At 63.7% G+C, this 21,918-nt stretch carries 22 protein-coding genes and 4 tRNA genes; 11 read left to right on the top strand and 15 right to left on the bottom strand.

What is annotated here, in order from left to right; genetic code table 11:
- Positions 1-21 precede the first annotated feature (21 nt).
- The gene (locus tag E1H16_RS01255) at positions 22-432 is read left to right on the top strand and encodes a PaaI family thioesterase (RefSeq protein ID WP_208378790.1); all 411 of its coding nucleotides are present in this window, start codon (positions 22-24) and stop codon (positions 430-432) included.
- A gap of 446 nt (positions 433-878) precedes the next feature.
- Here E1H16_RS01255 and E1H16_RS01250 read toward each other — a convergent pair whose 3' ends face one another.
- From E1H16_RS01250 to E1H16_RS01205, 10 genes are all read right to left on the bottom strand, one after another.
- The gene (locus E1H16_RS01250) at positions 879-1,622 is read right to left on the bottom strand and encodes a succinate dehydrogenase/fumarate reductase iron-sulfur subunit (RefSeq protein WP_134321877.1); all 744 of its coding nucleotides are present in this window, start codon (positions 1,620-1,622) and stop codon (positions 879-881) included.
- Positions 1,619-3,625, bottom strand: coding sequence for a fumarate reductase/succinate dehydrogenase flavoprotein subunit (locus E1H16_RS01245; RefSeq protein ID WP_134321876.1), 2,007 nt, complete (start codon positions 3,623-3,625; stop codon positions 1,619-1,621). Before E1H16_RS01245 ends, E1H16_RS01250 begins: the two co-directional genes overlap by 4 nt.
- A 22-nt stretch (positions 3,626-3,647) precedes the next feature.
- On the bottom strand, positions 3,648-4,361 hold the full coding sequence (locus E1H16_RS01240) for a succinate dehydrogenase cytochrome b subunit (RefSeq protein WP_134321875.1): 714 nt from the start codon (positions 4,359-4,361) through the stop codon (positions 3,648-3,650).
- A 146-nt stretch (positions 4,362-4,507) separates the two neighbouring features.
- On the bottom strand, positions 4,508-5,182 hold the full coding sequence (locus tag E1H16_RS01235; RefSeq protein WP_134321874.1) for a response regulator transcription factor: 675 nt from the start codon (positions 5,180-5,182) through the stop codon (positions 4,508-4,510).
- On the bottom strand, positions 5,160-6,647 hold the full coding sequence (locus tag E1H16_RS01230) for a sensor histidine kinase (protein WP_166741574.1): 1,488 nt from the start codon (positions 6,645-6,647) through the stop codon (positions 5,160-5,162). The genes E1H16_RS01235 and E1H16_RS01230 overlap by 23 nt, the downstream gene beginning before the upstream one ends.
- Positions 6,604-6,972, bottom strand: a complete 369-nt coding sequence (locus E1H16_RS01225) for a hypothetical protein (RefSeq protein WP_134321872.1) — start codon at positions 6,970-6,972, stop codon at positions 6,604-6,606. Before E1H16_RS01225 ends, E1H16_RS01230 begins: the two co-directional genes overlap by 44 nt.
- A complete protein-coding gene (locus E1H16_RS01220; RefSeq protein ID WP_134321871.1) occupies positions 6,969-8,558 on the bottom strand; it encodes an ABC transporter transmembrane domain-containing protein in 1,590 nt (529 codons plus the stop codon). Before E1H16_RS01220 ends, E1H16_RS01225 begins: the two co-directional genes overlap by 4 nt.
- Before the next feature lie 2 nt (positions 8,559-8,560).
- The gene (locus tag E1H16_RS01215) at positions 8,561-9,664 is read right to left on the bottom strand and encodes a hypothetical protein (protein WP_208378789.1); all 1,104 of its coding nucleotides are present in this window, start codon (positions 9,662-9,664) and stop codon (positions 8,561-8,563) included.
- 81 nt (positions 9,665-9,745) lie between these two features.
- Entirely contained in the window at positions 9,746-10,630 is an 885-nt protein-coding gene (gene rfbA / locus E1H16_RS01210; protein WP_134321870.1) for a glucose-1-phosphate thymidylyltransferase RfbA, read from the bottom strand.
- Between the two features lie 37 nt (positions 10,631-10,667).
- The gene (locus E1H16_RS01205; protein ID WP_134321869.1) at positions 10,668-11,159 is read right to left on the bottom strand and encodes a YajQ family cyclic di-GMP-binding protein; all 492 of its coding nucleotides are present in this window, start codon (positions 11,157-11,159) and stop codon (positions 10,668-10,670) included.
- A 78-nt stretch (positions 11,160-11,237) separates the two neighbouring features.
- On the opposite strand from E1H16_RS01205, the gene E1H16_RS01200 reads away from it, so the two are divergent.
- Positions 11,238-11,321, top strand: a tRNA-Tyr gene (locus tag E1H16_RS01200).
- 57 nt (positions 11,322-11,378) lie between these two features.
- Here E1H16_RS01200 and E1H16_RS01195 read toward each other — a convergent pair.
- Positions 11,379-12,062, bottom strand: coding sequence for a hypothetical protein (locus tag E1H16_RS01195; RefSeq protein ID WP_134321868.1), 684 nt, complete (start codon positions 12,060-12,062; stop codon positions 11,379-11,381).
- Between the two features lie 265 nt (positions 12,063-12,327).
- Here E1H16_RS01195 and E1H16_RS01190 point away from each other — a divergent pair.
- The 6 genes from E1H16_RS01190 to E1H16_RS01165 all read left to right on the top strand — a co-directional run bounded on the left by E1H16_RS01190 (position 12,328) and on the right by E1H16_RS01165 (position 14,157).
- A tRNA-Thr gene (locus E1H16_RS01190) sits at positions 12,328-12,400 on the top strand.
- Positions 12,401-12,444: 44 nt separating this feature from the next.
- Positions 12,445-12,520, top strand: a tRNA-Met gene (locus E1H16_RS01185).
- Between the two features lie 33 nt (positions 12,521-12,553).
- Positions 12,554-12,718, top strand: coding sequence for a 50S ribosomal protein L33 (rpmG, locus tag E1H16_RS01180; protein ID WP_134321867.1), 165 nt, complete (start codon positions 12,554-12,556; stop codon positions 12,716-12,718).
- Positions 12,719-13,042: 324 nt separating this feature from the next.
- Complete coding sequence (locus E1H16_RS01175) at positions 13,043-13,267, top strand: twin-arginine translocase TatA/TatE family subunit (protein WP_134321866.1); 225 nt, start codon at positions 13,043-13,045, stop codon at positions 13,265-13,267.
- Positions 13,268-13,276: 9 nt separating this feature from the next.
- Positions 13,277-13,735 (top strand): MaoC family dehydratase N-terminal domain-containing protein, encoded by a 459-nt coding sequence (locus tag E1H16_RS01170; RefSeq protein ID WP_134321865.1) that lies wholly within the window; start codon positions 13,277-13,279, stop codon positions 13,733-13,735.
- Positions 13,732-14,157 (top strand): MaoC family dehydratase, encoded by a 426-nt coding sequence (locus E1H16_RS01165; RefSeq protein WP_134321864.1) that lies wholly within the window; start codon positions 13,732-13,734, stop codon positions 14,155-14,157. Before E1H16_RS01170 ends, E1H16_RS01165 begins: the two co-directional genes overlap by 4 nt.
- Here the strand turns inward: E1H16_RS01165 and E1H16_RS01160 are convergent.
- The gene (locus E1H16_RS01160) at positions 14,154-15,167 is read right to left on the bottom strand and encodes a hemolysin family protein (protein ID WP_134321863.1); all 1,014 of its coding nucleotides are present in this window, start codon (positions 15,165-15,167) and stop codon (positions 14,154-14,156) included. The two genes, E1H16_RS01165 and E1H16_RS01160, sit on opposite strands and share 4 nt — an antisense overlap.
- Positions 15,164-16,546 (bottom strand): hemolysin family protein, encoded by a 1,383-nt coding sequence (locus tag E1H16_RS01155; protein ID WP_243837546.1) that lies wholly within the window; start codon positions 16,544-16,546, stop codon positions 15,164-15,166. The genes E1H16_RS01160 and E1H16_RS01155 overlap by 4 nt, the downstream gene beginning before the upstream one ends.
- Before the next feature lie 252 nt (positions 16,547-16,798).
- On the opposite strand from E1H16_RS01155, the gene E1H16_RS01150 reads away from it, so the two are divergent.
- From E1H16_RS01150 to nusG, 3 genes are all read left to right on the top strand, one after another.
- Positions 16,799-16,871, top strand: a tRNA-Trp gene (locus tag E1H16_RS01150).
- A 41-nt stretch (positions 16,872-16,912) separates the two neighbouring features.
- A complete protein-coding gene (gene secE, locus E1H16_RS01145; RefSeq protein ID WP_243837544.1) occupies positions 16,913-17,467 on the top strand; it encodes a preprotein translocase subunit SecE in 555 nt (184 codons plus the stop codon).
- 64 nt (positions 17,468-17,531) lie between these two features.
- Positions 17,532-18,428 carry a transcription termination/antitermination protein NusG gene (gene nusG, locus E1H16_RS01140; protein ID WP_243837542.1) on the top strand — a complete coding sequence of 299 codons (897 nt, stop codon included), beginning with the start codon at positions 17,532-17,534 and terminating at the stop codon, positions 18,426-18,428.
- A gap of 83 nt (positions 18,429-18,511) precedes the next feature.
- Here the strand turns inward: nusG and E1H16_RS01135 are convergent, their stop codons facing one another.
- Both E1H16_RS01135 and E1H16_RS01130 read right to left on the bottom strand, forming a co-directional pair.
- Positions 18,512-20,083 carry an ABC transporter substrate-binding protein gene (locus tag E1H16_RS01135; protein WP_134321861.1) on the bottom strand — a complete coding sequence of 524 codons (1,572 nt, stop codon included), beginning with the start codon at positions 20,081-20,083 and terminating at the stop codon, positions 18,512-18,514.
- 173 nt (positions 20,084-20,256) lie between these two features.
- On the bottom strand, positions 20,257-21,831 hold the full coding sequence (locus tag E1H16_RS01130) for an ABC transporter substrate-binding protein (RefSeq protein ID WP_134321860.1): 1,575 nt from the start codon (positions 21,829-21,831) through the stop codon (positions 20,257-20,259).
- Between the last annotated feature and the right edge of the window lie 87 nt (positions 21,832-21,918).

Raw genomic sequence — 21,918 nt, 5'->3', positions numbered from 1 at the left:
ATCGTACGCAATACTGCGGAGATGACTCACGATGAGAAGGCAACCGAACAGATCCGTTCTCTGATGCCGTTGTGCGCGACGCTTGGCGTACAGGCGGTGACGGTGAGCGCCGAGAAGGCGGTGCTGACGCTCGAGTGGCGCGAGGACCTGTGCACCTCCAACGGCATGATCCACGGCGGCACGGTGATGGCGCTCGCCGATGCGTCCGGTGCCGCGTGCGCGGTGGAGAACCTGCCCGAGGACGCTGCCGGTACGTCGACCATTGAATCGAAGACGAACTTCCTGGGTGCGGTTCGAGGTGGCACGCTAGTCGCCACGTCCACCCCGCTCCATGTGGGCCGGACGACGATCGTCGTCGAGACCGAACTGCGCAATGGCGACAAACTGGTCGGCAAGACCACTCAGACGCAGACGGTCCTTCGCCCGAAGTAACGAACCGCCGTTGGTCGCGGTACCGACGGCGTCGAAGGCACCCGTGCCCGGGACGGACGAGGCTCCCATCCGGTCAGTGCCTAAGCGGGTACTCCAGTCGGTCAACGCGTAAGCGGGTACTCATCCGGTCATTGCTCGAGCGGTGAGGGGTGTCGCAAAAGACGCAGCGAAATCGAGGGGGCATCGATCACTGGACGATGCCCCCTCAAATTCTCTGCGTTTTTTGCAGGATCAGAGCCGGGAGTCGGGATCAGGTCTCGCCATCAGTATCCTGCGTCGACTTGTTCGGTCCGCTTTGCGCTGTGTTGTCCGACAAAGTCGCGTCCGCCCAGGTGGCGTCCCGACCAGCTGGGTGTGTCGGGCAGGTTCCGATGGACTGCGACGCGCACGAACGCCGAGAGCCCGGTTCCGTTAGGAACAGGGCTCTCGGGTGGCCGTACTAGGTGTTACGCCTTGCGCGCCAGCGAGCGACGCAGGTCGCCGTTCAGCGTCGAGATGACGTCCAGCGGGATGCCCTTCGGGCAGGCCGAGGAGCACTCGCCGATGTTGGTGCAACCACCGAAGCCGTCGGCGTCGTGCTGGTTGACCATGTCGACGACGCGCGAGTAGCGCTCGGGCTGGCCCTGCGGAAGTTCGCCCAGGTGGGTGATCTTCGCGCCCATGAACAGCATGCCCGACGCGTTCGGGCAGGCAGCGACGCAGGCGCCGCAGCCGATGCACTCGGCGGCTTCGAAGGCGCGGTCAGCCTTGACCTTCGGCACCGGTACCGAGTGCGCCTCAGGGGCAGCACCAGTGTTGACCGAGATGAATCCGCCAGCCTGGATGATGCGGTCGAATGCGCCACGGTCGACGACCAGATCGCGAACGACGGGGAAGGCCTCGGCCCGCCACGGCTCGATCGTGATGGTCTCGCCGTCACTGAAGCTGCGCATGTGCAACTGGCAGGTCGTGGTCTTCTCCGGACCGTGTGCCGAACCTGAAATCATCAGGCCACACATGCCGCAGATACCTTCGCGGCAGTCGGAGTCGAACGCGATCGGCTCGTCGCCGTTGTCGTTGAGCTGTTCGTTGAGTACGTCGAGCATTTCCAGGAAGGACATATCTTCCGAGATGTCCTTGACCTGGTAAGTGACCAGCTTGCCCGCCGCACGCGGTCCTTCCTGACGCCAGATCTTGAGGGTGAGGTTCACTTGTAGCTCCGTTGCTTCATCTCGATCGCCTCGTACACGAGGTCTTCCTTATGCAGGACCGGTGCTCCGTTCTCGCCGCCCCATTCCCATGCGCCGACGTACGCGAACTCGTCGTCGTGACGCAGTGCCTCGCCGTCCTCCGTCTGCGATTCCGCGCGGAAGTGACCACCGCAGGACTCGCGCCGGTGAAGGGCGTCGATGCACATCAACTCACCGAGCTCGAGGAAGTCGGCGACACGGCCGGCCTTTTCCAGGCTCTGGTTGAGCTGCTCGTTCTTGCCAAGCACGCGCACGTTCTTCCAGAAGTCGGCGCGCAACTCGCGGATCAGATCGATCGCTTTACGCAACCCGGCGTCGGTGCGCTCCATGCCGCAGTACTCCCACATGATCGCGCCGAGCTCCTTGTGGTAGCTGTCGACGCTGCGGGTGCCCTGGATGGACAGGAACTGCTGCACGCGGTCGGTGACCGATTTGTGTGCGGCGGTGACCTCCGGGTTGTCCGTGGTGACCTTGTCGAACGGACCCTTGGCCAGGTAGTCGCGGATCGTGTTCGGCAGTACGAAGTATCCGTCGGCCAGACCCTGCATCAGCGCCGAGGCACCGAGGCGGTTCGCGCCGTGGTCGGAGAAGTTGGCTTCGCCGGCGACGAACAGGCCCGGGATGCTGGACTGCAGGTCGTAGTCCACCCACAGGCCACCCATCGTGTAGTGCACGGCGGGGTAGATGCGCATCGGCACTTCGTATGGGTTCTCGCCGGTGATCCGCAGGTACATATCGAACAGGTTGCCGTACTTCGCGGCCACGGCGTCCTTGCCCAGACGCGAGATGGCCTCGGCGAAGTCCAGATAGACACCGCGTCGAACCATCCGAGTGTTGCCCTCGGCGTCGGTCTCCTCGACGGCCGGGCCGACGCCCTTGCCGTCGTCGCACTGATACTTCGCGGCACGGGAGGCGATATCGCGGGGGACCAGGTTGCCGAAGCTCGGGTAGATGCGCTCCAAGTAGTAGTCGCGCGCCTCCTCCGGGATCTGGCGAGGATCCTTGTCGGCGTCCGCCGGATCCTTCGGCACCCAGATGCGGCCGTCGTTACGCAGCGACTCCGACATCAGGGTCAGCTTCGACTGGTGCGCCCCGGACTGCGGAATGCAGGTCGGGTGGATCTGGGTGTAGCACGGGTTGGCGAAGTACGCGCCCTTGCGGTGTGCGCGCCACGAGGCGGTGACGTTCGAACCCATCGCGTTGGTGGACAGGAAGAACACGTTGCCGTAACCACCCGAGGCGAGTACGACGGCATCCGCCAGGTGCGTCTCGATCTCGCCGGTGACCATGTTGCGTGCGATGATGCCGCGCGCGCGGCCATCGACGATGACCAACTCGAGCATTTCGTGGCGGGTGAATGCCTCCACGGTGCCGGCGGCGATCTGACGCTCGAGTGCCTGGTAGGCGCCGATCAGCAGCTGCTGACCTGTCTGCCCGCGGGCGTAGAACGTGCGGGAGACCTGCACGCCACCGAACGAGCGGTTATCCAGCAGACCGCCGTACTCGCGCGCGAACGGCACGCCCTGCGCGACGCATTGGTCGATGATGTTGGCCGAGACTTCAGCGAGGCGGTAGACGTTGGTCTCGCGAGAGCGGTAGTCGCCGCCCTTGACCGTGTCGTAGAAGAGGCGGTGAATCGAGTCGCCGTCCTCCTTGTAGTTCTTCGCGGCGTTGATGCCACCCTGCGCGGCAATGGAGTGCGCACGTCGGGGGGAATCCTGGTAGCAGAACGACTTGACGTGGTAGCCGGCTTCGCCCAGGGTGGCGCTCGCAGCGCCACCGGCCAGGCCGGTGCCGACGACGATGACGCTCAGCTTGCGGCGGTTCGCTGGGTTGACCAGTGCCGCATCGAACTTGCGCTGGCCCCACTTCTTGTCGATCGGCCCGCCCGGGGCCTTGGTGTCAGCGATCGGCTCGCCAACGTTGTAGAGCCCCTCAACGAGCTCAGAGGTATTTGCAGTCATGATTCTCTTTCGACTCTCGTGCCTAGATGGCGCCGAAGGCGATGGCGAGCGGCGGGATGATGAAGCCGATCGAGACGACGAGCGCGATCACGGCGCCGATCGTCTTCCAGGCCTTGCGGCGGCTCGCGGTGCTGGTCCAGCCGCAGGTCTGCGCCATGCTCCACACGCCGTGGAAAAGGTGCATGCCGAGCGCAATCAGCGCCACCACGTAAATGAGCACGACCCACCACACCTGGAATGCCGCGTGCAGCAGCCCGAATGGGTTGTTCTCGACGTCCGGTCCGCTCACGTCGCCGTTCACGTTGAACTTCACGATGGTGAACTGCAGCAGGTGCCAGATGATGAACGCGAGTAGCGCCACTCCGCCCCAGCGCATCATTTTCGATTTCAGCGCCGCCTTGCTCGCCGACGCGACGGCGTACCGGGTCGGACGGGCGTGGTTCGCGCGCGACCACAGCTTGAAGGCTGCGTAGACGTGTGCGACGACACCGACGATGAGTACGACGCGAATGATCCACAGCAGACCGCCGTACGGCAGCATTGGCATCAGGATGGTACGCAGGTGATGCGCGTACTCGTTGAACGCTTCCTCGCCCCAGAGGGCCTTGAGGTTGCCGTACATGTGCAGGAGGACGTAGAGCACGAACACGGCGCCGGACGTTGCCATCAATAGTTTGAGGAACACCGTCGTGCGACTGGCCGTGTTCGGTCGCTGAGAGAGAGTTGTATTGGCCACGATTGCACGTTATCGCTAGCGGTGGTAACGAATCGAGTCGCACCCTGCAAAAATCGTGTGAGATTGTAGACCTTGTGTAGCGCGGGTGTTGCCGGATTGCTCCGTCTCAGGGTAGGCATGGCTAAGCAACCCTTGACGCCGAACGGTCAGGTTGTCAACCGATAGCCGGCGTTGCGGACGGTTTGGATCCGGTCGGCGCCGATCTTGCGGCGCAGACTTCGAACGCACACATCCACGACGTTCGAGGTCGTCTCGAAGTCGACGCCCCACACGTGTCCCAACAGCTGTTGTCGGCTGAGGATCTGGCCGGGATGACGAACCAGCACCTCCAGCATCGCGAACTCCCGAGCCGTCAGTTCGTAGTCTCCGGACGGCGCCCGCACCACGCGCGTGTGCAGATCAAGTTCGAGGCCGCCGGCGCGCAACACTGTCGCGCCGCCAATAGGCGCCGCCGATTCGTCGCTTTCGCGCAACCGCAGCCGGACTCGGGCCAACAGTTCGGCGAACTGGAATGGTTTGGTGACGTAGTCGTTGGCGCCACCCTCGAGGCCCGCGACCGTGTCCTGCACGGTGTCACGAGCGGTCAGGATGACCACGGGAATCGTGGCGCCCTGGCCACGAAGTTCGTCGAGTACGGCGAATCCGTCCTTCCCCGGCAGCCCGAGGTCGAGCACGAGTAGATCGAAGTCGCCATCCAACGCCGCGTGCAGGGCCGAGATTCCATCGCCGACAACCTCGGTCTGATAACCGGCCGCCCGCAGACCTTTCTGCACGAAAGCGGCGATCTGGTGGTTGTCCTCAGCTATCAGCACTCGGCTCATCGCTCAGTCCTCTCTGCGGTGCCTTGATCCGGGTGGGTACGGCGATGACGAAGGTTGCTCCACCGCCAGGGGTACCTTGCACGTGCACGGTTCCGCCGTGACCCTCGGCGATCGACTTCACGATGGCCAGGCCCAGGCCAGCGCCAGGCGATGCCGCCTCCGTGGCCGGCCGGCCGAATCGTTCAAAGATGCGGTGTACGTCGGCTTCGGGCACGCCGGATCCCTCATCTGCAACGGTCAACACGAGTTGTTCGGAGCCATCGGCTGCGGTGTGGAATGCCGAACTCAGCGTGATGGTCGAGCCCGCCGCGGTGTGTTGTGTCGCGTTGGTGGCGAGCTGCAGAATCGCCTGCGAGATGCGCTGCGCGTCGATGATCGCCTCGCCGTCGGCGACGCTGCCGACGAGCCAGCGGCGATCGGCCAGACCCTGCAGCTTCGCGTCCAACTCCATGGTGAGTTCGGCAATGTCGACGGGTTCGCGCAACCGGATGTAGTCCGGCCGCTCGGACTTGGCGAGCGTGAGTAGGTCGGTCACCATGCGGTTCATCCGGTCGAGCTCGCCGGTGACGATCTCGATGGTCGCGGCGCGGTCCGCGGGATCATCGCCCATAAGTTCGAGGTGCCCCCGGATGATTGTGATCGGCGTCCGCAGTTCGTGTCCGGCGTCGTCGACGAACTGTTGCTGAGTGGCGAACGCCTGTTCCAGGCGTTCGAGCATGGCATTGAACGTGAGGGCGAGATCCGCGAGTTCGTCGGTGCCGTCCACGGGCAACCGACGGGTGAGGTCACGTTCACCGATCTCGGCGGCAGCCTCACGAACCTCGGCCACTGGTCGCAGTACGCGACCGGAGACCCACCAGGCGATCGCGCCGGTCAACACCAGCGAGAGGGCGCCGATGGTCAATAGCAGTTGTGCCGTGTCGGAGACCTGGCGGTGCTCGGCCTCGGTGAACACCAACACGATCATGCTGCTACGTCCGTCGGCGTCCGCCACGTCGCTGCGTCCCCAGCGCACCTCGCCGGCCGGGGTCTGCGCGGTACCTGTGGTGGCATTGAGGATCTGACGCATGAGGCCCGCGTCTGCGGTCGGATCGTAATCCTCTCGCGCCGGAATCTGCGCGCCCGAATTGACGTAGTAGGTGCCGCTGTGCGCAATATACCCAAGCAACAGTTCGCCGTCCCCAGGGCGTTGACCTTGCAGGAAACTTTGCAACAGCGCCTCACCGTCCGATTCGGCGCCAGTAGTCGCCTGAGCCTGAAACTCGGCGATCTCCTGGGTGATCTGGGCATTCGCGCGCTCGCCGACATCGCGGCGCATCAACACGATGGTCAACGTGAGCAGGAGGCCGATACCGATCCCCGCGGTGAGCGCGATCCAGCCGACGATCCACCAGCGCAGCGGCAGCCGACGACGAGGGCGATCAGTCATCGTCGTCGTCATCATCTCCGTCGTCGTAGTCGTCATCGTCGTCGTCATCGTCATCGTCGTCGTCAGGCAGCGGGGCCGGGTACGAATCGATGGGTGGATCGATATCGGTGGAGCTGTCGGTGGGCGGCTTCGGTGATAACGGATCCGATGGACCAGAAGTGCCCGTGGAGGGATCCGCGGATTCCTTTGGTGCGGATGTGGAGAAACTCTCGTCCGTGGAATCGCGCGGAGCCAACGTGATGGGCGCTTCATCGGGCAGATCGGCCGGCGGTGCAGAACCGAGCATTGCGAACGAGACCGCGCCGACGATGATGAACCCGATCAATCCGCCGAGCAGCCCGAAACCAATGGGCGACTTCATGAGGTGGCCCCTTCCATTGCGGTGAGCTGACGCGTACCCGCGTCGTGGACCTCCCACACCCGGTGCGCGCCAAGCAACTGCTCGGGCTGATGGGTGCGGGCGATGACTACACCGGGGTACGTGCGGATGAGTTCGCCGGCCATCTGCCGTCCCGCCGCGTCGAGCTGCTCATCGAGGTGATCGAGCAGCAGCAGGGGCGGGGTGCCCAGTGTTGCACGGGCGAGCAGCAGTTGCGCGCGCTCGGAGGTGGACAGCGGATCGCCGCCGCGGCGCAGCACCGTCCTGACCCCGTTCGGGAGTTCAGTGATCCGCTCGCCCAGGCCCACCCGCTGCAGGGCCTGAATCGGCGATTCGTCCGAACGGGGCAGTCGATACCGCACTGCGCGCCCGATTGTGCCGCGTTCGATGGCAGTGCCACGAGCGGCCCAACCGACAAGTTCACGGCGGTCGTTCGCTTGCAGCGAGTACAGGTCTCGACCGTCGACGTGTACCCAGGCGTGCGGGCTGCCATGCAGCAGTGCATCGGTGATTCCGGCGGCAGCGGCGTCGGTGCAGCGAAGCAGGATCCGGCCGCCAGGAAAGGCGAGCAGTTCACTGGCGCCGGGGAGGTCGGCGAGGTGTACGACGCCGTCCGGTACGCCGTTAACTCGCCGCGCCCTGGGTGCCGGCGCGCTCTGCCGGGCGTGCGTGGCGAACTGTAGTTCGGGCTCCAGGATCAATCGCGCGGCACGATATGACTGGCGGTACTCCGTGATGCGGCCGAGCTCGTTCAGCGGGGTCGCGATCACTCCGAGCAACAGGAGCGCCGCCGTGATCGCACCGGCAGACGTGGCGCTCGCGGTGCCGACGACGGTGGCGAGCACCATCGCGACGGCTCCCGTCGCCGCAGCCGATCCGCGCATACCGCCGGCGATGACCGATCGCGCGACAGCCGCGGACCCGAGCCGGGCACTGACCTTGTCGATGTGCGCCAGTTCGCGATGTACGCCGCCCGCTGCGCGGATGTTCGCGGACGCCGACACGGTGTCCGCGATATGCGCGGCCATCGCGCCGCGGCGTCTGCGCAGGGTACGTGCGCGTCGTAAGGCATATCGGCTCAGCCAGTACAGGGTCGCCGCGAACGCGGTCAGCATGGCCGTGACCGCCGCTGCGATCGGTGCCGACAGAATCAGCAAGGCGACGAGTACGCCGAGGATGAGTGGGACGCCGACGAGCAGCGGGCTGATGCCGAGCGCGATCCAGTTCCGTACCGCGCTGAGGTCATTGGTGGTGCGGGCGACGGTGATGCCGAGGTGGGGGCCGTCCGCGCGGTGCAGCGCGGCGGCGACCAGGTCGCCGCGCACCTGATGGACGTAACTTTGCGCGAGCCGTTCGGACAGTACGCATTCACTCATCCGAAGTGCACCGATGAGCGCAGCTGCACCCAGCAAGACGCTGATGAGCCACACCCGATTCACGCCCTGGTCGGCCACCAGCAGTTGCGGTGCGGCAATCGCGACGGTGAGTGCCGCTGCTGCCTGCCCCACTCCAGAAAGCACCAGCAGTGCGATCAGCCGGCGACGTTCCTCGGTCAATAACGCGGGCATGGTTATCGAAGCAGCCTGGTGGCAACGTGCGGCGTGGCGAGATCGAAGGTGTCGATGACGCTGACGTCGAGTGCCGCGCGAGCCTCTCGAGTCGCCAACGGCGAGGACGTCAGACAGCCCGATACCGCCGCTACGTCGAGTCCGACAGTTCGCAACATCGGTACGCCGGCGCTCGCGCCGAGCGCGTCGGCGGTGGCGAACAAAACCCGGTCGATACCGCTGGTGAACTCGGCGTCGTGCAACAGCCTGGAGGTTTCGTCCTGGAACACGCCGTCGGCGATCTCCAGCACAACAACGTCGGGGGCCTGTGCCAGCAGGTGGGCGCGGATCGCTGTCGCGAGTTCGCGAAGGTACCCGAACTCCATGCGGAACGTGGACGCGACGCCGAAGTCGGTGAAATCCACGACCTCGATCGCGCCAGCGTCTGTGAACATCGCCGGGTCGCCGCCCGCGCCGGTACCGGTGACCTTGCCGGCGGCGACGCGCAGCCCAGCGAGGGTCAGACCGTGGACGAATGACGCGAGCGTCGTGGACTTGCCCGCGTTCATACTGGAACCCAGCACCGCGATGGTGGGCACATCGCGGTCGACGTACGCCGCCGGCGTACCCGCGTTGTACTGCGCGAAGTGCGTCAGATTGGCGATACCGCGCGAATGCGCGAGAAACCCCAACGGTTCGAGCACCGTGGCCGGGTCCATCCGTGCGTGTTGTGTGACGACCCGAGCAGCCACGCCGCCGGCGGCCACCAGATGCACCGGCCCCAAATCCTCTGGCACGGTGGCCTCGAACTGGTCGGGTGCGTAGCGGTGCCCGTAAGCGACGAGGATCTCATCGCCTACGTGTAGGTGTTGACGGCGTCTGGTCGGGCTCTCCAGACGTTGGTGCTGACCGATCTCGACGACGCGCGCGAGCACGATATCACCGGGAGCCGGCCGCAACGATCCGCTGATCAGGCGATAGCCAGTCGGATCGACGCGCAGTGCGGCGTCCAGGAACCGGGTGGTGTAGGCGCGTTTCGCGCGCAGCAGGCGCGTCGGGTCCAGTTCGTAACTGTCAGTGTTCGACGACTCGAGGAGCAGGGTGGGCGCGGCGAGTGTGTGCGTCATGCCTTGAACGCTATGCACCGGCCATGACCGGACGATGAGCCCGAGATGAGGGTTTCCTCATCTCGGGCCCCGCGATCCGAATTAAGCCTCGGAGGCGCCGAATTCCTTCGCGACGCGCATCAAATACGTGCCGTAGTCGGACTTGGCCAGTTCCTTGCCCAGCGCGTACGTCGTCTGGGCGTCGATGTATCCCATCCGCATCGCGACCTCTTCCGGGCACGCGATCCGCACGCCCTGGCGATGCTCGAGCACCTGCACGAACTGACCGGCTTCCAGCAGCGAGTCGTGGGTTCCGGTGTCCAACCACGCGAATCCACGGCCGAGATCAACCAGGCGGGCATCGTTCCACTCGAGGTACTGCTTGTTGACGTCGGTGATCTCCAGCTCGCCACGCGGTGACGGCTTGAGGTTCGCGGCGATATCCAGCACCCGGTTGTCGTAGAAGTACAGGCCGGTAATCGCACGATTTGATTTCGGCTGTGCGGGCTTCTCCTCGATCGAGATCAGCTTGCCGTCCGCGTCGGCTTCGCCGACGCCGTATCGCTCCGGATCGGTGACCTGATAGCCGAACAAGGTGCAGCCGGACAGGCTCGTGGCCTCATGCTGCAGCATCGAGGAGAACCCTTGGCCATAGAAGATGTTGTCGCCGAGCACCAGTGCGACGGAGTCGTCACCGACGTGATCGCGGCCGAGAATGAACGCCTCGGCAAGCCCGTTCGGATGGGCCTGCTCGGCGTACGTGAGGTTGATACCCCACTGGGACCCGTCGCCTAGTAGTCGCTGGAAACTCGGCAGGTCGTGCGGTGTGGAGATGATCAGGATGTCCCGGATGTCCGCGAGCATCAGCGTCGACAGCGGGTAGTAGACCATCGGCTTGTCGTATACCGGCAATAGCTGCTTGCTGGAGGCCTTGGTGATGGGGTGGAGGCGGGTGCCGCTGCCACCGGCCAGGATGATGCCCTTCATACGCGATGCGACCCTTCGGTAGTCAGTGCCGAGCGACTTAACGGTAGTTGGTGAACTGCAGCGCCACGCCGAAGTCCTCGCCCTTCAGCAACGAGATCACTTCCTGAAGGTGGTCCTTCTTCTTACCGGTCACACGCAGTTGATCGCCCTGGATCTGAGCCTGAACGCCCTTGAGCCCCGCGTCGCGAATGAACTTCGAGATCTTCTTCGCCTTTTCCGAGTCGATGCCCTCGACGATCTTGCCGGTCAACTTGTAACCCTTGCCGGAGGACTGCGGCTCGCCGGCATCGAAGGCCTTCAGGCTGATCCCGCGCTTGACGAGCTTCTCCTTGAATACCTCCAAAGCGGCGAGGATTCGGTCGTCGGTGGAGGACGTCAGCGCGACGCCGTCATTACCGGCCCACTCGATCGACGTGTCCGTGCCGCGGAAATCGAATCGCTGCGAAAGCTCCTTGGAAGCCTGCTGCAGTGCATTGTCGACCTCCTGGTGATCGACTTTGCTCACAACATCGAAGGATGGGTCGGCCATGGTGAAATCTCTCCTGTATGCTCGTCTACCGGAACGCGACGCCGAGTCTACCGATGTGGGCCAGGCGGAGCGGGACATGGCAGGTTGCCCGAGTGGCCAAAGGGAGCTGACTGTAAATCAGCCGCGCAAGCTTCAGAGGTTCAAATCCTCTACCTGCCACCACACGACGAATGGCCCGGCGATAGCCGGGCCATTCGTTGGTTTCGAGCAATAATCGCGCTAGTTGGCGCTCGTCGCTGACGAACTTTCTACCCATGCGCCGGTCGCCGGGTCGACGTACGCCAGGTCGACGTCGTCGGCCTCGTACGCGTCGGAGTCCGTGCTAGCGGTCATTCCCTGTGTCTCGTCGGACTCTTCATACGTTTCCATCTCATTGACGACAGGATCGTCGTCCGCCTCGGCGTGTGAGTCATCACCGCCAGCGGTTTGGTGCGAACTGGCGTCCCAGCTCACGGACTGCTCGACCGTGTCGACCTCGCCGTCGCCGTCGGTGTCGGTGGGTGAACTGGACACCGCGCCGCTCGAGAACGTTGAGGTATCGATCTGACCGTCGCCATCGGTGTCCTGCCCGTAGGTCATATCGACCTCGTCGGCAAAACCGTCCCCATCGGTGTCGTACTGATTCACAATCACGACCGCGTCGACCTCACCGTCACCGTCGGTGTCCGCGTCAACGGAGATCTCGACGTAGTCGTCGATCCCGTCGCCGTCGAGGTCTCCGTAACTGACCTTCGCGATTCCGTCGGCCTGGCCGTCACCGTCGATATCTACTTCGTCGCCGTCCGCGATGCCGATGTCGAACCCATTGCTTGCGCTGTATTCCTGATCACTGATTCCGTCGAAGGACGGGTCATCGCTCGTGCCGCCGTCATAACTGGAGTCGGCTCCGTCGAAATGTTCCATCGTGTTGTCCTTAGTGACTTATCTGCATAATTAGCTGTAACTGCTCAGATGTTGCTGACCGACGAATGTCGGCGTTCGCTAGGACGCATTGGTGCGGCACGGGGATCCCGCGCGCGACCGATTACGCCCTTCTCCATCATGCATGCGCAGTGGGCATCTGGTCGAACCCGGCATAACGTGAATCACAACCCCCCGGCTGTTGCTCGCAGTGCGCTTCCGTGTAACCTCTTGTGGTCCGACTCGCGCAGTTCTGCGAGTGCGGCAGGCCCCTTTAGCTCAGTCGGCAGAGCGTCTCCATGGTAAGGAGAAGGTCTACGGTTCGATTCCGTAAAGGGGCTCGGGTAATCGGAGCGCTCACCAGCGTGACGCTCGGTACCAACCTGGCCGTGTAGCTCAGTTGGTAGAGCGCACGACTCATAATCGTGTGGTCACCGGTTCAAGTCCGGTCACGGCTACCACTCATCCGAACTACTGACGAAAGGCTCGCTCACGTGGCTTCCACCGACGTACGACCGAAGATCACCCTGGCGTGCCAGGAGTGTAAGAACCGCAACTACATCACCAACAAGAATCGCCGGAACGACCCCGAGCGACTTGAGATGAAGAAGTTCTGCCCGACTTGCCGGCAGCACCAGGTCCACCGCGAGACCCGGTAGCGCAGAGACTTCACCAGCGAGGCCGCACCCTGATTTCGATCGGGGTGCGGCCTCGCTGCGTGCTGCCGACACGAGTCGTCGTGCGCTCGCTCGGTTCTGCGCTCGGCTAGTTCTGCCCCGATCGGTACTGCGTCCGAGTCGGGCCGCATCCACCTGCGCGCTACGCAGCGATGGGTCGAGAAGGCGGGGCAGGGTACCGCCGTGTCTTCGAGCATCGAGCACCCGGCCGCGTGAGCGATCCGCGCAACCGCTTACTAGCATCGCCGACGTACGAGAATTGGTGATCGCGGATTTCACGACGACCACTGAAGCGTGAGGATTTATATGTACCCCGGAGTAATGCAGATAGCGGTCGTTGCGATGGTGGCCTTCGCCCTGTTCGGCTATAAGAAACTCCCCGACGCGAGCCGGGCTGTCGGCCGGTCATTACGCATCTTCAAGAGCGAGTTGAAGGGGCTTCAAGCGGACGACGCGCCCGCGAATCCGGGCGCGAAGGCGGACGGAGCCCCGTCCAGTCGACCAGACGCGGATGACTCAACGACGCATTAAGGTGTACCGATGCCGTTAGATCAGAGTTTCGTCGGCCGCGAGTACCCGCCCATGGCGGCGTACGAGGTTGGCCGCGAGAAGATCCGTGAGTTCGCCGACGCGATCGGCGACCCCAACCCCGCATATCGCGATATCGAGGCCGCCCGCGCTCTCGGGCATCCCGATGTGATCGCGCCGCCCACGTTCGCGATCGTGGCCGCGATGCCGGTGATCAATCAAGCAGCGTTCGACCCCGAACTCGGACTCGACTACTCAAAGGTCGTGCACGGCGAACAGAAGTTCACCTATTCGCGGCCCATCCGTCCGGGCGACCGGCTGGTCGGCGTCCTGCACATCGACAAGATTCGTGCAGTCGCCGGTAACGACATGATCAATCTTCGCGCCGAGCTCAGCACCGAAGACGGTGAGCATGTAGTCACCGCCTTCGGGATGCTGGTAGCGCGCGGCACGGCTCAGGAGCAGTCATGAGTGTCCCGTCGTACGACGCAGTCGAAGCTGGTCAGCACCTCCGGGACGTCACGCTGCCGATCACGCGAGCCGATCTCGTGCGGTACGCCGGCGCGTCAGGTGACTTCAACCCAATTCACTGGAGCGAACGCACCGCTCTGGCCGTCGGGCTCCCGGATGTGATCGCGCACGGCATGCTCACCATGGCGAAGGCGGCGAACCTGCTGACTGACTGGGTCGGCGATCCCGCGCGGATCCTCGAGTACGGCACGCGCTTTGGGCAGCCCGTAGAGGTGCCGGACAGCGACGACCCGTCGGAGTTGGTCGTGACGGCGAAGATCGGCAAGAAGCTAGAGGACAAGAAGGTGCGAATCGACATCGACGCGCGCGCCGGCGACCAAAAGGTGCTGTCGATGGCGCGCGCGATCGTCAAACTCGATTAGGCCGGCCGCACCTGGCGCCCCGGGAACAACCGCTTCAGGACGTCTGCCAGGGTGACGATCCCGGCAGGGCCGTCAGCAGACTCGACCAGCACCAGGTGTGTACGAGTTTCACGCATCGTCGCAAGCGCGGAATGCGCCGGGGTCGAGGCGGTCATCCGCATGATCGGGCGCATGATTTCTGAGGCCGCACGGTCGTCCGGCTCCATCAGCGTGTCGCGCACGTGCACGACGCCGACGATCACGCCGTCCTTGGTAACCGGAATCCGCAAGTGACCGCTGGCACGGGTCTGCTCGCGAACACGCAGCACGCTTTCGGACGCGTCGACCGAATTGATCCGCTGGTTCGGATCAAGCAGGTCGCCGACGCTGAGGTTCTGCAGGTCCAGCGCGATCGTCAGCTGAGCGGAATAGGTTTCATCGAGCGCACCCACGGACGCCGAATGTTCAACGAGGTGCCGAAGGTCGTCGGCGCTTTGCCCGGTTGAGACGTTCGGCTGGGGCTGCACACCGACTTTGCGTAGCAGCCAGTTCGCTGTGGAGTTCAGCGCGACCAGGGCCGGTCGGGTGAGGAACATGAAGCCGCGCATCGGAAGCGCGAGGACCGTGGCCGCGGTTTCAGGATGTGCGATGGCCCATGATTTCGGCGCCATCTCGCCGATCACGAGATGCAGGAAGGTCACCACGAGCAGCGCCAAGATGAACGAGGCGACCTCGGCGACGACCAGCGGTGCGCCGATCGACGTGATCAGCGGAGTCAGCGCGTGCATGACCGCGGGTTTGGTGATGGCACCGAGTGCTAACGCGCATGCGGTGATCCCGAGCTGGCTGCCGGCCAACAGCAGCGTTAGTTCGTTGTTGCTACGTAGCGCCGCGCGGGCCGAACGGCTGTTGGCCGCACGATCCTGTAAACGATGTGGTTTGGCCGCCAACAGTGCGAACTCGGCGGCCACGAACAGGGCGCTGAGCACAATCAGTGCCACGGTGACGGGAATGACGACTGCAGCGCTCACGCGGTCGCCTCCTGATCTTCCTCAGCGGTCGGTACTGGCCGCTCGATGAGTTCGGCGCGGACTCGCGAGGGAACGTGTCGCCGTATGTGCAGCACTGTCACCCGGAGCATTTGCGGTTCCGGATCGTCGTCCTCGGCGAGGTCCGCGGGATCGATGGGGAGTTCGACGTCGATCTGGGTGCCGACCGGTGGCAACGACCCGTGCGCGGATATGACGAGCCCGGCGAGGGTTTCGTAGTCACCCCTGGGAAGCTCGCAGTCGAGCGCTCGTTCTACTTCGTCCAGGTGGATATCGCCGGACAGTTGCCAGGTGCCGTCAGCGTGCGCCAACGGTTCGGGCTCGAGCGGATCGTGTTCGTCGGTGATTTCGCCGACGAGTTCCTCGGCGAGGTCCTCGATGGTCAGTACGCCGACGAACCCGCCGTACTCGTCCAGGACGCAGGCGAGTTGCCGGCGAGCGGTTGCCAACTGATCGAGCGCATCGGGCAGCGACATCGTGGTGGGCACCAGTAGGGGATCGCGCATCAGCGAGCGCACGGGCACAGCCTCACGCCGCGGCGTGGCGAGCACGTCCTGTAGGTGTATGACACCGACTACCTCGGCGTCGGCGTTGAGCACCGGATAGCGCGAATGTCCGGTGCTCATGTGCTCCCACGCTTCTTCGAGAGTCTGATCCTCGCGGAAGGTGCCGACGTTGGGGCGCGAGATCATCGCGTGTTCCACAGTCTGGTCCGGGAAATCGAGGATCCGATCGAGCAGCATGGATAGTTCTTCGGGGAGTTCGCCGGTATCGCGCGACTCGGCAACGATGTGCTCGAGGTCGCGGGGTGTGGCTGAGTGTTCGACGTCGTGCACTGGTTCGATGCGCAACAGTCGCAGCAGTAGGTTTGACGCCCCCTCGAAGACCTTGATCAGCCAGCCGAATGCCGCGAGGTAGGCGGTCGTTGGCGTAGCCAGCCGCAGTGCCACCGGTTCGGGCCGCGAGATGGCGAGATTCTTCGGGAAGAGCTCGCCAAAGATCATCTGCACCAAGGTGGACACGATTAAGGCGAACGCCGCGCCGATGGCGATCGATACACCGGATGGGATACCGATACCGCCCAGCGCTTCGCCCAGCGAGGCGCCGATCAGTGGTTCGGCGACATAGCCCACGAGTAGCGCGGTGACTGTAATGCCGAGTTGTGCCCCGGAGAGCATGAAGGAGGTGCGCGAGGTGACCTGCAATGCGCGGGTGGCTGCTGCGTTGCCTTCGCTCGCTCGTGATCGCAGTCGTGAGCGATCGACAGCCATATAGGCGAATTCCTGCGCGACGAAGAATCCAGTCAGCGCGGTGATGATCAGCACGACGAGGAGGCCGATCAACATGGTTACGGCCCACATCAGCGTGTGCCGCCGTTCAGTATTGAGTTTCTAGTTGGGCAGTTCAGACTCGGGGGTCTCGGACTGTCGCTGTCCATGAGGCGGTTTGGCTCCAAGGGAGAGGGTGTGTATGTACGCAGTATCTCACCGGAATGGGCAACTGTGGGTAAAGAGCGCCCTGGTGGTCAGCGGATTGAGTGTGTGGGTAGACTTGCGTGCCGGGAGTCGCAGTTGACTCCTGACCTGGCGTGCCCGAAGGGTCGGTCGCGCTACAGGGGTGTGGCTCAATTGGTAGAGCAGCGGTCTCCAAAACCGCAGGTTGCAGGTTCGAGTCCTGTCACCCCTGCAAGTAAGTACCTGCAATGTCGGCTAACGGAAGGCTAGCGAGTGGCTAAGGACTCTCCGCGCGAGTCGTCTGATGACGACGAGCGTGAGCTCCCCGATGAGCCGACCCAAGAGGATGACGGCGTCGATCCTTCCGATGACGAGGCCGACTCGGCGGTGTCTGACGACGAAGAGTCAGAGGATGACTCAGCAGAGTCGGATGATGACCTCGACGACGAAGACTCTGCGGAAGAGGATTCCGATGACGAGGACTCGGACGACGACGATTCTGATGAGGACTCGGATGGGGACGCCGCAGTAGCAGCAGGCGCCCGTCAGAACAAGAAGTCGAAGAGCGCTGGGACCGCCACCAAGAAAAAGGCTGCGACGAAGTCGCAGGACAAGAAGTCTCAGAAGAAGCCGAGCCCGATCGCCGGAGCTGCGCCGGGGACGTTCTTGCAGCAAGTCGTCAGCGAGTTGTCCAAGGTCGTCTGGCCTACTAAAAAGCAGATGATCACCTACACGACCGTCGTGCTGGTTTTCGTCGTCGCACTCGTCGCGGCGGTCTGGGGCTTTGACCTCGGCGTCGGCGAACTGATGGACTGGATCTTCGCCTAGTCCGCGGCCGTCAAGCGACGCCCTGCCGTTTCGACGGCGCAAACCAAGGAAGCGAGTTAATCCCGTGGCTGAAGAAGACATCGAGCGCGACGAGTTGACGCACTCGAGCGAGACAGCAGCCAATGACAGCGAGTCGACCGTCGACGGCGGCGACACCGCGTCGGCTGACGCCGAGACGGTTGGCACCGAGGGCGCCGTGACTGATGCCGCGCAGGCTGGCGACGACGCTGAAGTAGCGCCTCAGAGCAACCTGCAGGAAGCATCCGCGGATGAGAGCGCCGAGTCCGGCGAGCAGCCAGAAGCCTCTGCAGCTCCCGCCGTCGAGGACGATATCGATGCTCCGATCGACGAGGAAGCCGAGTTGCGCTCGCGATCGCTGATCGGCGATTGGTACGTCGTGCACTCCTACGCCGGGTACGAAAACCGGGTGCGCACCAACATCATGACGCGCTCGGAGACCTTCGACATGGAGGACTACATCTACGAGGTGGCCGTCCCCGAAGAAGAGGTCACCGAGATCAAGAACGGCAAGAAGGTGAAGGTCAAGCGCAAGCCGTACCCCGGGTACGTACTCGTGCGCATGGACCTCACGGATGAATCGTGGAACGTTGTGCGGAACACGCCGAACGTGACCGGTTTCGTCGGTGGTATGGCTCGCCCGTCCCCGGTGCCGATCGACGATGTCGTGAAGATGATCATCCGTTCCCAGCCGCAGCCGGAGGCCTCCGCCGCTACGGCCAGCTCCGCCGGCGAAGCGGCATTGACCGGACAGGCCGCGCCGACGATCGAGGTCGATTTCGAGGTCGGCGAGTCGGTCACCGTCATGGACGGGCCATTCGCGACCTTGCCGGCATCGATCAGCGAAGTCATGCCGGAGCAGCAGAAGCTCAAGGTCTTGGTGTCGATCTTCGGTCGTGAGACGCCTGTCGAGCTCGGCTTCAATCAAGTCAGCAAGATCTAGCTTTCCAGCACCGAACAGATCTGCGGTGGTTTCTCCTACGCTCGAAAGCGTGCGAGAAACCACCGCAGATCTCATTTTCCGGCCTATTCCTTGCTGATCGCGACTGCGCGTAGGTCGGTCGCGCCGGTGAAACTCTGTTCCACGTTCGATACCTGAGGCCCGAATGCGGCGGCGAGGTGCACCTGGCACAGGGACAGCATGTGCGTCGGGGTATCGATCATGCCCTGCATGAGTTCCTCATACATCGCACGCCGTTCCTCCGGATCGACCGGCCCTGATGCCTCGAGGGTTTTCTGTGTCGTGGCCTCGTCGAACTGTCCGCCGAAGCTATACGTGCCGCCGGGAAGGTAATTGCGGGCGAGTACGCCGTGCGGATCGCCGAGTCCGGTGTACGGGTTGACGTTGCCGTCCGCCTCCTGGTTGAGGACGAACTTCTCCACCACCTGGGTCGGCGGCAGGGGTTCGATGGTCATCTCGAACCCGGCGTCTTTGATTTGGTCTTGCAGCGCTTCGGCCAGGTTCTGGTACTGCGTGACGTTCGTGGTGACCGCCTGGATCTCGATCGGCTCGGTGTAACCGGCTTCGGTGAGGATCTCCTGCGCCTGCTGCGGATCGTGCGGGAATGCGTCCGACCCGTCGCCGATCGACTCGCTGTAGCCCGGGCTGCTCTCAGGCCACGGCTGGATACCGGGGGAGCAGTAGCCTTCGTAGAGCCCGTCGGCGATCGCCTGTCGATCGACCGCGTAGTTCAGTGCGCGGCGTACTTCTGGATCATCGAACGGTTCGATCGTTGGGTTCACCATGAAATAGACGAACGACGTACTTGGCTGCGCGATGACCTGCAGGTCGGCTGCGATTGCCGTGTCGATCTGATTTGGATTCAGGAAGGCGCCGTCGATCTCACCGCTCTGCAGCGCGTTGTAACGCGTTTGGTCGTCGGCCATGAGGTAGTAGGTGCGGCTTGCCACGTGCTGCGCATCCGGATCCCAGTAGCCGGGGGTCTTCTCGTACTCCACCTTGTCCCCGGGAGTTTGGGAGGTCACGACGTACGGCCCGACCCCTACCGGCTCGTTCTCGATCGCTCCCGACTTCACCGCATCAGGCGAGATCATCATTCCGGCGCGAGCCGCGAGTGCGGTGAGGTACGCGCCGAGTCCGGAACTCACGGTGACCTCCACGGTGAGCGGATCGATCACCGTCGCCGACTCGAACTGCGCGACCTCGGCCAGGAGCGTGCTTTCCGGTGCAGCCGCCCGTTCTAAATTGAACTTCACCGCGTCGGCGTCCATCGGGGTCCCGTCAGAGAAGGTCAACCCGTCCCGTAAGTGCAGGGTGACGGTGTTGCCCTCGGCGGTGAAGTCTTCGGCCAGCATCGGACTGACGGTCGCGTCTTCGTTCAGGTCCAAGAGCCGGTCGTAGACCGGGACGTAGAAGCTGACGTCGCCGCCGCCGATGCTCTTGGTCGGGTCCCAGCTCGAGGTGTACTGCGTGTAAGCCCAACTGAAGTTGGCCTCGGTGTCGATGTCGTCGGCCAACGGTATGGCGGTGGGTAACTCTTCGGTGGCGGCGGGCTCTTTGTCGGGGGCATTGCCGCACCCTGTCAGCAGTAGGGCGAGCGAGGTTGTTGCTACTGCGGCGCGAATCGCAAACTTCAAGGCCACTCCCTTGGTCGTAGAGGGTGCCCGGGTGTCTGCGCTCACCCGGGCCCTGCCTACTTTTCAGTAACCAAGGCGCGCGAGCAAGACATTTGTATGGATTGATCGTTATGTTATCTGGCAGCGAGCGAGCTCTCGGGGGCCCGACGAGCGCGACCCCGGGAGCACCCGAATCACTCCTTCGTCATGGCCACGCCGCGCAGATCAGTCGATCCACTGAAGAACTGCTGCACGTTCGATACTTGATCGTTGAAGGCAGCCGTGAGGTGCACCTGACATAGCGACAACAGATGTGTGGGCTCGTCGACCATTGCTTGCATGACTTCCCCGTACAGCGGTCGGCGGTCCTCAGGGTCGACCTCGCTCGCCGCGTCCTGCGCGGTCTTCAACGTTTCATCGTCGAGCTGACCGCCGAATCCGTACGTTCCGCCGTCCAAGAAGTGACGCGCCAGCACGCCGTGTGGATCGGCGAACCCGGTGTACGGATTGACGTTGCCGGCAACGGATTGGTCGATGACGAACTTCTCGATGACCTGGGGGGTCGGCACCGGGTCGATGTTCATCGTGATGCCAACGGCGCTGAACTGGTCCTGCAGAGCCTCGGCGAGCGCGGTGTACTGACTGACGTTCGTGGCGACCGTGGTGAACTCGAAGCCGTCGGGATATCCGGCGTCCGCGAGAGTCTGCTTCGCCTTCTCAGGGTCGTAGGGCAACTGGTCGAGACCATCGCCGATCTCTTCGCTGTAGCCCGGGCTGGACTCTGGCCATGGCTGGACTCCGGCCGAGCAGTACCCCTCGTAGAGACCGTCCGCGATGGCCTGACGGTCCACGGCGTAGTTCATGGCTCGCCGGACCTCGGGGTCATCGAACGGTTCGATGGTCGGGTTCACCATTATGTAGACGAACGAGGTGGACGGTTCGGAAATCACATTGAGGTCGGCGGCGATGGCTGTGTCGATCTGGTTCGGGTTCAGGAATGCGCCATCGACCTCACCGCTCTGTACGGCGTTGTATCGCGTCTGGTCGTCCAGCATCAAGCTGTAGGTCATCGTGGCGACGTTCTGCACGGACGGATCCCAGTAGTCGGGCGTCTTTTCGTACTCCACCTTGTCGCCGGGAGTCATGGACGTTGCCACGTACGGACCGATGCCGACAGGCTCGTCCTCGATCGTGCCGTTCTCGACGGCAGTCGGGGAGACCATGATGCCGCCGCGTGCGGTGAGCGCGCTGAGGTAGGCGCCCAGTCCGTATGACACGGTGACCTTGATCGTGTGCTCGTCGATTACCTCTGCCGACTCGAACTGCCCCACCTCGGCCTGCAGGGTGCTGCCGTCTGCGGCGTCCCGCTCGAGATTGAACTTCACGGCCTCTGCATCGAACGGCGTACCGTCGGAGAAGGTCAGGCCCTCGCGCAGGTTCATGGTCACCGTGTTTCCTTCGGCGGTGAAGTCCTCGGCGAGCATTGGCGACACCGACGCATCGGGTTCGAGCCAGAGCAATCGGTCGTACACCGGGGCATAGAAGCTGAAGTCGCCGCCGCCGACGCTCTTCGTTGGGTCCCAACTGGTGGTGTACTGCGTGTAGGCCCATCGGAAGTGCGCATCTTTGTCGAGTTCGTCGCTGGTCATCGGAATTTCGCTGGGCAGTTCACCCGATTCCGCGGGTTCTTTGTCCGGCGCGTCGCCGCATCCGGTGAGTAGGAGCGCGAATGCCGATGCGGTAGCGGCCAGGCGCAGAGACGACTTCACAATGGGACCCCGATCGTCGAGTGAGCAGCGTGCGATGTGTGGTTGCTCACGGTGATTGGGGTCATGCTTAACAGTCGGGCCGGTGGG

It is taken from the genome of Cumulibacter soli (genome assembly GCF_004382795.1).
GTDB lineage: Bacteria > Actinomycetota > Actinomycetes > Mycobacteriales > Antricoccaceae > Cumulibacter > Cumulibacter soli.
This window is presented reverse-complemented; position numbering and strand designations above follow the sequence as displayed.